This window comes from Arthrobacter sp. N1, from assembly GCF_048288285.1.
In the GTDB taxonomy this organism is placed as follows: Bacteria; Actinomycetota; Actinomycetes; order Actinomycetales; family Micrococcaceae; genus Arthrobacter_D.
This window is the reverse complement of the sequence record NZ_CP102608.1, coordinates 2,202,560-2,216,189: the sequence shown is the minus strand read 5'-3', so window position 1 is coordinate 2,216,189 and position 13,630 is coordinate 2,202,560. Positions and strand designations below refer to the sequence as shown.

The window sequence follows — 13,630 nt, the reverse complement described above, 5'->3', positions numbered from 1 at the left end:
TCCCGGGTGGTCTCCCAGCACGTCCGACCAAAGGATGACGACCCCATGACGCAGCACAGCATCGCGCCCGACCCGGAGTCGCGCGCCTCCGCCCACAACACCGTGCAGGGCAGGGGGAACGGCTCCGAGGGTGGCTCGTGGCACGACGGCGAGCTCCGGACGCCCGGCCTCCTCGCCCGGTCCGTGGCCGAGGGTGTCGGCTCGTTCTTCGTGATCCTCGCAGGCCTCGGGGCTACCATGCTGGCGACAGAGACCTCCATCCAGCCGTCGCTCGTGTTCGGCTTCGCGGTCGTCGCGGCCATGATCGCCTTCGGCCATGTGTCCGGCGGGCACTTCAACCCTGCGATCACCGTCGGCTCCGCGATCGCCGGACGCCTGCGCTGGGGATCGGTCGCCCCCTACGTCCTCGCGCAGGTGATCGGCGCCGTCGCGGCCTCGGGCCTGGTGTGGCTCGCCCTCGGCGCGAACGCACAGCTCACCGGCATCCGGACCTTCTTCAGCTCGGCGTCCAACGGTTTCGGGGAGCACTCGCCGGCGCAGTTCCCGCTGACGAGCGCCTTCCTGCTGGAGGTCGTCGCCACGGCGCTGCTCGTCGCCGTCTTCCTCGGCGCGGGCTCCCGCCGCGCACGTCGCGACCTCGCTCCGTTCGCTGTCGGACTCACCGTCGCCGGGTTGCTCTCGTTCCTCCTGCCCGTGACCAACGGTGCCCTGAATCCCGTCCGTGCCACGGCGTCGGCGCTCTTCGCGGACCCATGGGCGCTCGAACAGCTCTGGCTGTTCTGGGCGGCGCCGGTCATCGGCGGAGTGATCGCCGGGCTCGTCATCCGGAGCACCGATGCCTGGGGCTCGCCATCGATCACCGCGGGCGGGGCCCCCGAATCGGAGGGTGCCGCTGATACCGCTGATACCGCTGATACCGCTGATACCGCTGATACCGCTGGCACCGCCGGGACGGCCGAGACTGCCAGGACGGCCGATGTCGCCGCGGCCCCCGCACAGGACATCCACTCCGGCCGGAACGACGCCGCAACCTTCTTCGACGCCTCGGACGAGGGCCCGGACACTGCCTCGCCCCGCTCCTCCGGGCCGACGCGCTGAGCGGTTCGGGGCGGCCCGCCGCGCACGGTCCGGTGAATGTCGGCGACCAGCGGTAGCGTGAAAATCATGAAGATCCTCCACACCTCGGACTGGCATCTCGGGCGTTCGTTCCATGGCACCGGGACCCTCGACGTGCAGCGGATCTTCATCGACAACCTCGAGAAGACGGTGCGCGAGGAAGGCGTGGAGATGGTCCTCGTCGCCGGAGACGTGTACGACCGGGCGCTGCCCGCCGTCGACGTCGTCGCGCTCTTCGACGACGCCCTGGATCGACTGACGGTCGCGGGCGCGGAGGTGGTGGTGAGCAGCGGCAACCACGATTCGGCGACCCGCCTCGGCTTCGGCGGCCGCATCCTGGCACGCGGCGGCGTGCACCTCCGCACGCGGCTCGACGACGTCGCCGTCCCGGTGCTGCGGCAGCTCGGGGAGGACACCGACCTCGCCGTCTACGGCGTCCCGTATCTCGAACCGCGCGTCGTCGCCGACGCCCTCGGAGCAGGGTCCAGCACCCACACGGCTGTCACCACGGCGGCCCTGGGCCGCATCCGCACGGACATCGCCGAGCGGTCGGAGGGTCGGCGCATCGTCTCCATCGTCATGGCGCACACCTTCGCCGCAGGGGGTACGGGATCCGACAGCGAGAGGGACCTCGCCATCGGCGGCCTCGGCTCGGTGCCCCTGGCGCTGTTCGACGGGTTCGGCTACGCCGCACTCGGGCACCTGCATGGCCGGCAGAAGCTCTCGGAGACGGTCCGCTATTCGGGCTCACCGCTCGCCTACTCCTTCTCGGAAGCGCATCAGGCGAAGGGCGCGTGGCTGATCGACGTGACACAGGACGGCGTCGGCGAGGTCCGCGCGGTCCAGTGGCCGGCACCCCGCGACCTGGCGGTGCTGCGCGGAACCCTCGACGACCTGCTGGGCCGAGATGGACTCGAGTGGGCCGAAGCGGCCTACTGTCACGTGACGCTCACCGATGCCGAGCGGCCCGCCCGCGCCATGGAGCGCCTGCGCACACGCTTCCCGGACACACTCGTCCTGGCCTTCGAGCCCGAGGGCGGCGAGAGGACGGACCACCGCACCTACAGCCAGCGGATCGCCGAGGCCAGGGACGACGCCGAGGTCTGCTGCGGTTTCCTCGACCATGTCCGGGGCCGGTCGGTGTCGGCCGAGGAGCGCGCCCTGGTCCGCACCACCGTGGACGCCGCCCTCAGCGGCGCGTACGAGAAGTAGGGGAGTGCCATGAGGCTCCATCTCCTCGAGATCCAGGCCTTCGGGCCGTTCGCCGACCGTCAGCACGTCGATTTCGACGCCCTGTCGGACCAGGGCCTGTTCCTGCTCAACGGACCGACCGGCGCCGGCAAGTCCAGCGTCCTGGACGCGGTGTGCTTCGCGCTGTACGGGTCCGTACCCGGCGCCAGGCAGGCAGCCAAGCGGCTCCGGAGCGATCATGCCGCGGAGTCGGTGGCGCCCGAGGTGTGCCTCGAGTTCTCGGTCGGCGACCGGCGCTTCCGGGTGGTGCGGTCACCGTCCTGGGAGCGGCCCGCACGCCGTGGGAGCGGCACCACGACCGAGCAGGCGAGGACGCTGCTCAGTGAGCGCGTCGATGGCGACTGGGTCCAGAAGTCCGCGCGGAACGACGAGGCGGGGCTCGAGCTGCAGCAGCTCCTCGGCATGGACAAGGAGCAGTTCACGAAGGTGGTGATGCTGCCCCAGGGGGAATTCGCGGCGTTCCTCCGCGCGGACGCGAAGCCCCGACGGGAGCTCCTGCAGCGCCTGTTCTCGACCACGCGGTTCGAGGACCTCGAACGGTTGTTCCTCGAGGAGAGCCACCGCTCCACCCGGGCGCTCGAGGAGGAACAGGCGAACCAGCGGCACGTCTACCTCCGGGCCGTGGACGAGGCCCAGCGGCACGGCGTCGGGGTCGAGGGGACCGTGACGGTGTCCGCCGGGGCGTCGCCCCCTGCTCCGGACCCCGCCACGGGGACCCATGGACTGACCGAGGCCGTGCGGGCGCGGTGGGAGGAGGCCTCGGCCGAGAGCACGGAGCTGGCGGAGGGCAGCGCGCTGGCCGACGGTGCCCTAGCGGCCGTATCCCGGCGGCGGAGCCGCTCGGCGGCACTCGCGCGGCTCCGTGCCCAGCGGACGGAGCACGAGGGGAAGGCCGAGGCGATCGCCCGGTCCGTCGACGCAGTGCGACGCCACGACGAGGCCCGCGCGCTCGGCAGCGTCCTCGACCTCGCCGATGATGCCGCGTCCGCAGCGGACCGGGCCCGCCTGGAACAGGACGCGTCGATCGAACGAGCCCGAGCCAATGCCGTGGTGGCCGACTACCTGGACGCCGACGTGGTGCTCAGCGGGGCCGGGTCCGAGAAGGACCGCGCCCGGGTGTCGGCGGCGTTCGACGTGGCGTCGGCCGCGTCCGCCGTCCTGAAAGCGGCGCTGCCGGACGAGCGGCGACGCCAGGACGTGCGTCGCGACCTCGTCGGCGTGCAGAAGGACCTGGCCGCCCTCGACGCGACGATGGACGCCGTCGACAGGGAGCTCGATGCCCTCCGGCGTCGCCGGGCGGAGGACCTCGAACGCCTGGGACCGTTGCGTCGGGCCGCTGACGGCCTCGCGCACCTCCGCGCGGAACAGGTCGCGGTGGAGACTGTGGGACGGGTGGTCGAGCAGTTCGGGGCGGCGGAGGAGCAGGGCAGGCGGGCCGACAGTGCATACCTGCGCGCGTCGGAGTCCTTCCTCGACCTCAAGGAGCGGTGGCTCGACCTGCTGCGCCTGCGGCTCGAACAGTCGGCAGAGGAGCTCGCGGAGCGCCTGGAGGACGGCGAGCCGTGCCCGGTCTGCGGGAGCCCGGAGCATCCCGCGCCCGTCGCGTCACCCGGCGGTGACCGGGTCACCCTCGGGCAGGAGCAGGAAGCCCGCCGCCGGCAGGCGGAGGCCGAGGCTGCGCTGCAGGAAGCGAGGGGGGTGCGGGATGCCGTCCGGCTCGAGATCGCGGACCTCGCCGCGCGGGGAGGCGATCGGAGTGCGGACGACGTCGAGGCCGCCGTCCTCGACGCGCGCGTCAGACTGCAGGAGGCGGAGGCGGCGCAGGCCGAAGGCGTATCGGTCGAGGAGCGCGTGGCGCTCGCGGCGGAGGAGGAGGAGCGGCTCCGGGTCCGCCAGGACGTGGCGCGTGCCGAACGCAGCGATGCCGAGGCCCGACAGGGCTCGCTGGCGGATCAGGACCGCCTCCTCTCGCGCCGGATCGACGAACTCCGGGCCGGGGCGGCGTCACTCGCGGTCCGGACCGCGGAGGTGGAGAGCGCCGCACGCGACCTCGACGCGGTCCGTCGCGCCACCGAAGGCTGCGACCGTGCCGGCGCCATGCTCGAGGCCAGCCGGGCGCGGCTCCTCGGCGCGCTGTCCGGTACGCCGTTCGACGACGCGGAGGAGGCGCGGACGGCACTGATGCCGGATGCGCTGCTTGCCCGCACCCGCACGTCGGTTGCGGACCACGAGGTGCAGGGCCACCGGCTCGACGCCGCGTGGGAGGACGACGAGATCACGCAGGGCCTCCGGGACGAGGCGGACGGACTTGCCGCCCCCACCGAGGACGACGAACGGGCGGCCCACTCTGCCGCGGTGGAACTCCGGACCCGGGCCCACCGGGCGGGTATCACGGCCGAAGTCCTCGGCCACTCCGTCACGCAGCTCGAGGCGTACGCGCTCCAGCTGGCCCGGATCGAGGAGCGGATCGCCCCGCTGCGCGAGCGGGCGCAGCTCACCTCCTCGATCGCCGAGACAGCCCGAGGGGGCGGGGACAATCTGTACAAGATGTCGCTCGCCACCTACGTGCTCGCGTCGCGCCTCGAGCAGGTCGCGGCAGCGGCCACCGAACGGTTGCTCGAGATGTCGGACGGCCGCTACCAGCTCGTCCACAGCGACGCGACGGCCGGGAACAAGCGCTCGGGACTTGGGCTGAACGTCATCGACGGCTGGACGGGGAACCGGCGGGACACCTCGACCCTCTCGGGCGGAGAGTCCTTCATGGCGTCCCTCGCTCTCGCGCTGGGCCTCGCCGACGTGGTGCAGCAGGAAGCCGGAGGACTCGACATCGAGACACTGTTCGTCGACGAGGGGTTCGGCTCGCTCGACGACCAGGCCCTCGAGCAGGTGATGGACGCCCTGGAAGGGCTCCGCAGTGGCGGCCGCGTCGTCGGGCTCGTCAGCCACGTGCCCGAGTTGAAGCAGCGCGTGAGCGCCCAGCTGCAGGTGGTGAAGGGTCGGCAGGGCTCGAGTCTCCGCTTCGTGGAGCAGCCCGTCAGCGTGTAAAATCGAGGCGTTACCGGGTCGGGCGCATCGGGAGGGGGGACGATGCGCGTTCCATGCACCCCGGAAAGCAGATGTACAAGAACCCCACCCCGGTATCGCCGACCCCTCCGCCGCCCCCGAGCACGCCACCCGAGGCCGCACCAGGCCGCCGGTCCAGGCTCGGCCGCTTCGGTGTCCTCCCGCAGCTCGCGGGCCCGTCCTTCCTCGTCATCGGCCTGTTCGCCCGCCTCCCGCTCGCCATGCTCACGGTCGGCGCACTGACGCTCGTCACCACGGCTAGCGGCTCCTACGCCGCCGGCGGCTTCGCGGCCGGTGCCGTGGGACTCGGATCCGCGACGGGTGCGCCCCTCCTGGGGTACCTCGCCGACCGTCGTGGGCAGAGGATCGTCCTGCTCGCCTCGGCGATGCTGAACACGCTGGCCATCATCGGCCTGCTCGTGGTGACGATGACCCGTTCCGGCTTCGCCGGCTCGGGACTCGCCCTCGTGCTCCTCTCCTCCTTCGCGATGGGCTTCACCTGCCCGCAGATCGGTCCGCTCGCGCGCGTCCGGTGGATGGCGATGACCCGGCGCGGTCCCCGCTCGGCGCTGGACACCGCGCTGTCCTACGAGGGAACGGCCGACGAACTGACCTTCGTCCTCGGGCCTGCACTCGTGGGGCTGCTCGCGTCCCTCCTCGCACCCTGGCTGCCGCTCGCTCTTGCTGCGGTTCTGACGCTCACCCTGGTCAGCGCCTTCGCCGTGCACCGGACCGTAGCCTTCAGCGATACCCGGAGGGACGCGCCCCGGAAGGTCGACGGGCAGCAGGGGAGAGAGGCCGGACCATCCTCGGGCACGGTCACCGTGGGTCAGGACCCCGTTCGGTCGCACGGGTCGGACGCGCCGGAGGAGACCGATCCTGCGCCTGCGGGCGCGTGGTTCGTGCTGATCCCCGTCGCGGGCATGATCGCCATGGGGACCTTCTTCGGCTCCACCCAGACGTTCCTCACGGCGTTCACCGGCGAGTTCGGGGCTGCAGAATCGTCCGGTCTGCTGTACGCGGTCATGGGGCTGAGTTCAGCCGCTGCCGCCCTGTCCGTGGCCTACTGGTCGCGACGATTCCGCCACACCGCCCGTTGGACCGCCTCCGCCCTCGCCATGACCGCAGCCGCAGCCGCGCTCGTCGTGCCTAGCTCGGTCGGCGCGATGGTGCTGGTCCTCCTGGTCCTCGGCCTTTTCGTCGGGCCGACCATGGTGACCATCTTCTCGATCGGATCGGCCGTGGCTCCGGCGCACCGCCTCGGTACCGTCATGACCTTCCTGGCGAGCGGCATCGTGGCGGGGACGGCCATCGGGTCAGCGCTGGCCGGCACTCTCGCCGAAGCAGGCGGAGCTGCCGGCGCGGCGCTCGTCCCGGCGCTCGCCGCTGCCGTCCTGCTGCTGCTCGGCGTCGCCTCGGCCATCACTCTCCGCCGCGTCCGGGCCGCCTGACAGCAGCGTTCATCACCGCGGTCCAACCGTTCACATCATCAGTCGGCTGTCCATCGGCTCCCGCCACCCCTAGGATCGAAGGACACCCGAGATGCAGGAGGACGCATGAGTACCGACGGTACCGAGCACCAGGATCACGATCAGGCCGACACCGACGGCGCGGGCCCGGAGGGCACCATCCCCTCGGGCGAGGACGGCGTGGCGGCGGGCGCCATGGAGGAGGCCAGCCACTTCGAGCCCGAGGAGGACGAGGGCGACGGAGCCTGACCCCGCCGTGACGGCAAGGAACCTGCTCCGGGCCTGACGCCGGGACGTCGGCCGGCGAGACCCGGCCCGGACCGCAGCCACCCCGTGGAGGCGCCGAGAGCGGTTCCCGACCATCCATGACGAACACCCCGCCGAGCATTCGGCGGGGTGTTCGTCATGGCTGAGGATTCGTCGTGCTCAGCGGATGCTGGGTGCCCGACCGGGCGGTTCGGGAATCCTGATGTTGCCGGTGATGATGCCCCCGGTGATGACGCCACCCGTGATGACCCCACCCGTGGCGACGTCAGGCGATCCGCTGTCGCACGACGGCACGTCGTCCTGCAGGACGCGAGCGCGTGTTCCCCCGGCGAGGGTGCCCGGCCGCTGCACCTCCGCCGCCGGCGCGACATGATCGTCGGCGAACCCGCGCAGCTGCAGGGCGACGTCATGGGCGTACGGTCGGAGCCCCGGATCCCGCGCCGTCATACCGCGCAGCAGATCGCCCCACTCGGGGCCGAGGGCTGCAGGCACGTCGGGGTGCCGGAGAAGCCGGGCCAGTGCGGCCTCCACCACGGGCCCCGGGAACGCCTTCTGCCCGGTGAGGCACTCGAGCAGCACGAGCCCGAGGGAGTAGATGTCGCTGCGCTCGTCCAGCGCGTCACCCTTGGCCTGCTCGGGACTGAGGTAGTTCGCCGTGCCGATCGTGGCGCCCACGGCCGTCGCCATGGTCGCCTCGACCATGCGCGCGATACCGAAGTCCGTCAGCTTGGGGTACAGGCGCGTACTGTTGTCGCCGCTGTGGAACATGAGGATGTTCGCCGGCTTCACATCCCGGTGCACGACGCCCTCCGAGTGGATGTACGCCAGGGCGTCGGCCAGGTCGGCGCCCAGCTGCGCGACATCGACGGCGGGGATCGGGCCCCGCCTGAGCAGATGTCGCAGGTCCTCGCCGTCGACCAGCTCCATGACGAGGAAGCCCGTCGTCCGGCCGTCCTCGTCCTCGTGGATGCCGGCGTCGTGCAGGGTCACGAGTCCGGGATGGTTCAGCGTCGAGAGCAGCATGGTCTCGGTGTGCTGGCGGCGGTAGCTGTCGTCGTCCGACGTCGTCGGGTTGAAGATCTTGACGGCCACATCCCGGCCGAGGTTCCTGTCCACCGCCCGGTAGACGGAGGCCGCCCCGCCGACTCCGAGGAGATGGGTGGTCTGGTAGCGGTCGGCGAGGAGCACATCCATGGGTGTCCTCCCGCGACAGGTTGTGGTGACCGGTCGGCGCGTCACCTCACAGTAAGGCTGCTGACCGGTTCACAGTATAGCGGCGGGGCAACGCGCCGGACCCGGGGACAACGCGCCTTTACCGAACCGTCACCGGGGACCTCAGGAGAGGAAATCGACCGCAGCGTCCTTGAACTGCCGGGCCGTGATGGTACTCGCGTGGTTCCTGCCGGCGATGCGCACCGTCCGGGCGTCGGGCGCCCATCGTTCGAGGTCGGCGATGCCTGCGGCATAGTCGTCCTGGTCCCCGGCCACCAGGAGCAGGGGCATCTTCGGGACGGCCGAGTCCGGGGTGAAGGGCTCGGTCTTGATGGCCGACACCATCGCGAGGAGGGACGGGAGATCATGGTGCGGCACGGCTTGAGCCATGCGGAGGAGGTCCGCCGTCGTCGGGTCCTCGGAGGGAGGGCCGCCGGCCAGGGACCGTTCCGCCCCGGCCAGATCGAAGTCGGCGAGCGGATCGGCCGTACCCGGTCCGCCGAGGACCATGCGGCGGATCATCTCGGGCTGCGTGGCGCCGAGTTCCCAGGCCAGGCGGGAGCCGAGGGAGTAGCCGATCACGTCGACGCCCGACGTCGCCGAGTCCGCCTCGAGCGGGAGGACGCGTTCGTCGAAGAGTGCCTGCAGGATGTCCGCGCGCATGCGGCTCGGGGCGTACGCCCCCGCATTCGCGGGAGCGGCACTGTCGCCGTGCGCGGGGAGGTCGATCATGATGGCCGAGCGGCCGGCGTCGTTCAGGACACGCACCCATCCCGTGTCCACCCAGTTCCGGTGCGACGACGACCCGAAACCGTGCAGCAGGACGACGGGCGGCAGCGGCAGGGGATCCGGGGCATCGCTGCGGGTGATGGACAGGCGTGGGTCGATACCTTCGACGGCGTGTACTGAGTGGTGGTCCATCAGTTCATCGTAAGGGCGGCAGAGACATGTGCGCCCTTGAACACATCCCCACCGTGCGGCCCCGAAAGGCCGACGACTGTGACTTTAGACACTTCTCCCTGCCGGGGCAACCGGACGCGCCGCCCCGACAGAAGCGGCATCCGCGACAGTCCCACCGTCACGGCTGGATAAGTTATAGTCATTATGACTTTAACTTCTGTTCCATCAGAGCCCTGCGAAGGAAGCCCATGCACAGCTCGGCGAACGTGTCGGAACGGCAGTCCCAGGCGCCGTCGGTCGCGATCTCGACGGTGATCTTCGCGCTCCGGCCCGGGGGCGAGTCGCAGCGACCCGAGATCTGGTTGCCCCTGGTACGCCGCATCCGTCAGCCGCATCTCGGCAAGTGGGCACTTCCCGGCGGTCCACTCGGCGGTACGGAGTCGCTGCAGGACGCGGCAGCCCGGAACCTGCGGGACACGACCGACCTCGAGCCCACCTACCTCGAACAGCTCTACGCCTTCGGCGGGCTGGACCGGGCGGCGACACAGCGACTGGTGTCGATCGTCTACTGGGCGCTCGTCCGACCGGACCAGGCCGATCTCACCAGGGCGTCCCGGAACGTTCACTGGTTCCGCGCCGACGACGTCGAGGGGCTCGCCTTCGACCACGACGAGATCGTGGCCTACGCACTCGGCCGCCTGCGCGGGAAGATCGAATACGGCTCGGTGGCCTACCACTTCCTCGGCGAGCGGTTCACGCTCGCGCAGCTCCGCGGCGTGTACGAGGCGGTGCTCGGACGGGAACTCGACCCCGCCAATTTCCGACGCCAGTTCCGGTCCGCGAAGGACATCGCGCCGACGGAGGAGGTCCTGCAGGGCGGGCGGAACCGGCCGCCGCGGCTCTATCGGTACACGGGGCCGCACGTACTGCCTCCGCCCGCACCGGCGGGCGGGCGGGAGCATCCGGGCCGAGCCCGCTCCCTCGACGCCGACCATGCGACGGCGGACGGCACGGCGTCCCGGCCGCCGTCCGTCGTGGCGGGCCCCGGTTCCTCCTGAGCCCGTCATCGGCTCCAGTGCCGGTCCCGGCCGGCACTCCCCAGATCCGTCGAACCCCACGTCATCCCACTCACCCTGCCTTCCGCCCGTCGGCGGAAGGCCCCACCACAGGGAGCACCCCATGTCCGTGTCAACCGCCATCGAACTGATCTCGAGGGACGCAGCGGACGGAGCCGTCCCAGCGTCGACCTGCTCCCCGGACCTCGTGCGTGATCCCTGGACCATCGATGCCCTGCCCATGCCGCAGTACGGTCCCGGGGCGTCCATGGCCGACCCCGCACCGCCTGCGACGCCCCGGCAGGGAGAGCTTCCCGAGGACTACAGGACGGCGTCGGCGGAGGACCTCGACCGGCGCATCCGCGCGGCGAAGGCGACGCTGGGGGAGTCCGTGGTCATCCTCGGGCACTTCTACCAGCGCGACGAGGTGGTGCAGTACGCCGACTTCGTGGGCGACAGCTACCAGCTCGCGCGTGCAGCCACGGAACGCCCCGAGGCCGAGGCGATCGTCTTCTGCGGCGTCCACTTCATGGCCGAGACCGCGGACATGCTCTCGACCGCCGGGCAGTCCGTGATCCTCCCGAACCTCGCCGCCGGCTGCTCGATGGCGGACATGGCCGACATCGACTCCGTGACCGAGTGCTGGGACCAGCTCACGGAACTCTTCGGGACCGAGCCCGACGCGGACGGTCGAGTCCCCGTCATCCCGGTCACGTACATGAACTCCTCCGCCGCCCTCAAGGGTTTCTGCGGGGACCACGGGGGGATCGTGTGCACGTCGTCGAACGCCGCCGCCGTGCTCGAATGGGCTTTCGAGCGGGGGCAGCGCGTGCTGTTCTTCCCGGATCAGCACCTGGGCCGCAACACGGCCAAGGCGATGGGGGTGCCGCTCGAGCAGATGCCCCTGTGGAACCCGCGCAAGCCGTGGGGCGGGACCGACGAGCAGGTCCTGCAGGACTCACGCGTGATCCTGTGGCACGGGTTCTGCTCCGTGCACAAGCGCTTCACGGTCGGGCAGATCGAGAAGGCCCGGGCGGAGTTCCCCGGGGTGCGGGTGATCGTGCACCCCGAGTGCCCGATGCCGGTCGTCGACGCCGCCGACGAGGCGGGGTCCACCGACTACATCAGGAAGGCCATCGACGCCGCCGCGCCGGGCACCACCTTCGCGATCGGCACCGAGATCAACATGGTGAACCGGCTGGCGGCCCAGTACCCGCAGCACACCATCTTCTGCCTCGACCCCGTGATCTGCCCGTGCTCGACGATGTACCGGATCCACCCGGGCTACCTGGCCTGGGTTCTCGAGGGACTCGTCGAGGGCCGTGTGCTCAACCCCATCACGGTGCCGGAGAGCGTGGCCGCTCCAGCGCGGGTGGCGCTCAACCGGATGCTCGCGGTCCGGCCATGAACCGCGGCACCGCAGCGCCCGCCGCGGCTGCGACGCCTCGCGGCGGATCGAGGGTCATCGTGGTCGGGTCGGGGATCGCCGGGATGCAGACGGCCCTCGAGCTCCGCCGGCTCGACCCCTCGGGTGCTGTCGTCCTGGTGTCCAAGGGGACCCTCACCGAGAGCAACACACGGTACGCGCAGGGTGGGATCGCCGCCGTCGTCCCGTCCGTCAGGGTCGCACCGGCCCCGCAGGGGGCGCGCGACGGCGGTGAGGGCGGATCCCCGCATGCCGATTCGGTGGAGGCGCACATCGCCGACACCCTGATCGCCGGCGCGGGGTTGGCCGATCCGCACGCGGTCTCGGTGCTGTGCCACGGTGGGGCCGACGCCGTCCGGTCCCTGCAGCGGGCAGGCGTCGTCTTCGACACCGTCGCGGCGGACAGTGCCGGTGCCGGGGCCGGACCAGGGGGCGCGGCAGAGCCGGACCGCGATCTCGGGGAGACAGGGCGGTCGGCGACGACGACGCCTGATCTCGCCCGTGGTCGGGAGGCCGCCCACTCCGCCGCGCGCATCCTCCACCTCGGCGGGGACTCGACCGGCGCCGGGATCGTCGGGGCGCTGTCCGCGGCGGTCGGCCGGGACCCGGGCATCGTCGTGCTGGAGGGCGCGGCGGTCACCCGTGTGCTGCTGACCGGCTCAGGAGAGGCCCTGCGGCGCGCAGCAGGCGTCACCACCGTCGTCGCCGGCCGGTCACGCGACCTACCGGCCGACGCCGTCGTGCTCGCCACGGGCGGAGCCGGCCAGCTCTTCGTCCACACCACGAACCCGTCCATCGCGACCGGCGACGGTCTGGCCCTCGCGTGGCGGGCCGGCGCGGCCGTCACCGACCTCGAGTTCTTCCAGTTCCACCCGACCTCGCTCGACGTCCCGGGCAATCCGCTGATCTCCGAGGCGGTGCGCGGTGAGGGGGCACGGCTCATCGACGCCGACGGCAGGGCCTTCATGCACGACTACCACCCCGACGGCGACCTCGCACCCCGCGACGTCGTCTCCCGGAGCATCGCCCGGCACCTCGCGCGGCGTTCCGGCAGAGGACGTCCGGGACGGATGACCGCTCCTGTCGGCACCGGTTCGGCGGAGCACGTGTACCTCGATGCGACGGCGCTGGGCCAGGCTTTCCTGTCGCGCCGCTTCCCCGGCCTCACGGCACTCACGCTGCGGCACGGGTTCGACTGGTCCTCCGAGCCCGTCCCCGTGGTGCCCGCCGCGCACTACTGGATGGGCGGCGTCCGCACCGACACCGAGGGGCGGACCTCGGTCCCCGGCCTCTTCGCCGTCGGCGAGGTGGCGCGCACGGGTGTGCACGGGGCCAACCGCCTCGCGTCGAACAGCCTCCTCGAGGCAGTGGTGTTCGCGACGCGCTGCGCCGAGGCGATCGTCGACGGCGGCGGCGGCGCCGCTCCTCGCGTCGACGCGGAACCCTTCGACGCCGACGCAGAACCCTTCGACGCCGACGCCGGGCGCTCCGCCACCCATCCCGTCACCCGTCGCGAACTCCAGGAGGTCATGTCCGACCACGCCGGTGTCCTGCGCACCGGTGCCGGACTGGAACTCGCCCGCAAGCACCTCGCCGGCTATCACGCGCCCGAGGATCCCGAGACCGAGAACCTGCTGCTCTGCGCCCGCCTGCTCGTCCACGCAGCCTCCCGGAGGCCGGCATCCTGCGGCGCCCACTACCGCGTGGACGGGGCCGACCAGGACCCCGACCAGCACTCACGCGACGTGGAGCACCACGCGGAGGATGAGCCGCCGGTACCGAGCCGATCCTACGTTCGAGCCATCGAAGGAGCCATCCGATGAGCACCACCACGTTCCCCTCCACGACCCCACCCCGGACCCCCGACGCGC

10 protein-coding genes are annotated in these 13,630 nt (G+C 71.6%); 8 read left to right on the top strand and 2 right to left on the bottom strand.

The features are described from left to right. Nucleotides 1-45 precede the first annotated feature (45 nt). The 5 genes from NVV32_RS10085 to NVV32_RS10065 all read left to right on the top strand — a co-directional run bounded on the left by NVV32_RS10085 (nt 46) and on the right by NVV32_RS10065 (nt 7,148). Entirely contained in the window at nt 46-1,098 is a 1,053-nt protein-coding gene (locus NVV32_RS10085; RefSeq protein ID WP_422390054.1) for an aquaporin, read from the top strand. 66 nt (nt 1,099-1,164) lie between these two features. Continuing rightward, nucleotides 1,165-2,328 (top strand): exonuclease SbcCD subunit D, encoded by a 1,164-nt coding sequence (locus NVV32_RS10080; protein WP_422390053.1) that lies wholly within the window; start codon nt 1,165-1,167, stop codon nt 2,326-2,328. A 9-nt stretch (nt 2,329-2,337) separates the two neighbouring features. Then, on the top strand, nt 2,338-5,412 hold the full coding sequence (locus NVV32_RS10075) for an AAA family ATPase (protein ID WP_055772896.1): 3,075 nt from the start codon (nt 2,338-2,340) through the stop codon (nt 5,410-5,412). 53 nt (nt 5,413-5,465) lie between these two features. After that, complete coding sequence (locus tag NVV32_RS10070) at nt 5,466-6,881, top strand: MFS transporter (RefSeq protein WP_422390052.1); 1,416 nt, start codon at nt 5,466-5,468, stop codon at nt 6,879-6,881. A gap of 105 nt (nt 6,882-6,986) precedes the next feature. Beyond that, nucleotides 6,987-7,148, top strand: a complete 162-nt coding sequence (locus NVV32_RS10065; RefSeq protein WP_200914847.1) for a hypothetical protein — start codon at nt 6,987-6,989, stop codon at nt 7,146-7,148. Nucleotides 7,149-7,325: 177 nt separating this feature from the next. Here the strand turns inward: NVV32_RS10065 and NVV32_RS10060 are convergent, their stop codons facing one another. Continuing rightward, on the bottom strand, nt 7,326-8,360 hold the full coding sequence (locus NVV32_RS10060) for a serine/threonine-protein kinase (protein ID WP_422390051.1): 1,035 nt from the start codon (nt 8,358-8,360) through the stop codon (nt 7,326-7,328). A gap of 141 nt (nt 8,361-8,501) precedes the next feature. Then, nucleotides 8,502-9,299 (bottom strand): alpha/beta fold hydrolase, encoded by a 798-nt coding sequence (locus tag NVV32_RS10055; protein WP_422390050.1) that lies wholly within the window; start codon nt 9,297-9,299, stop codon nt 8,502-8,504. Between the two features lie 227 nt (nt 9,300-9,526). On the opposite strand from NVV32_RS10055, the gene NVV32_RS10050 reads away from it, so the two are divergent. The 3 genes from NVV32_RS10050 (at nt 9,527) to NVV32_RS10040 (ending at nt 13,582) form a co-directional block, all read left to right on the top strand. Beyond that, entirely contained in the window at nt 9,527-10,336 is an 810-nt protein-coding gene (locus NVV32_RS10050; RefSeq protein ID WP_082471613.1) for an NUDIX hydrolase, read from the top strand. Between the two features lie 121 nt (nt 10,337-10,457). Continuing rightward, nucleotides 10,458-11,741: a quinolinate synthase NadA gene (nadA, locus tag NVV32_RS10045; protein ID WP_055772884.1), complete on the top strand. Its 1,284-nt coding sequence runs from the start codon at nt 10,458-10,460 to the stop codon at nt 11,739-11,741. Further along, the gene (locus NVV32_RS10040) at nt 11,738-13,582 is read left to right on the top strand and encodes an L-aspartate oxidase (protein ID WP_422390049.1); all 1,845 of its coding nucleotides are present in this window, start codon (nt 11,738-11,740) and stop codon (nt 13,580-13,582) included. Before nadA ends, NVV32_RS10040 begins: the two co-directional genes overlap by 4 nt. Nucleotides 13,583-13,630: the final 48 nt, after the last annotated feature.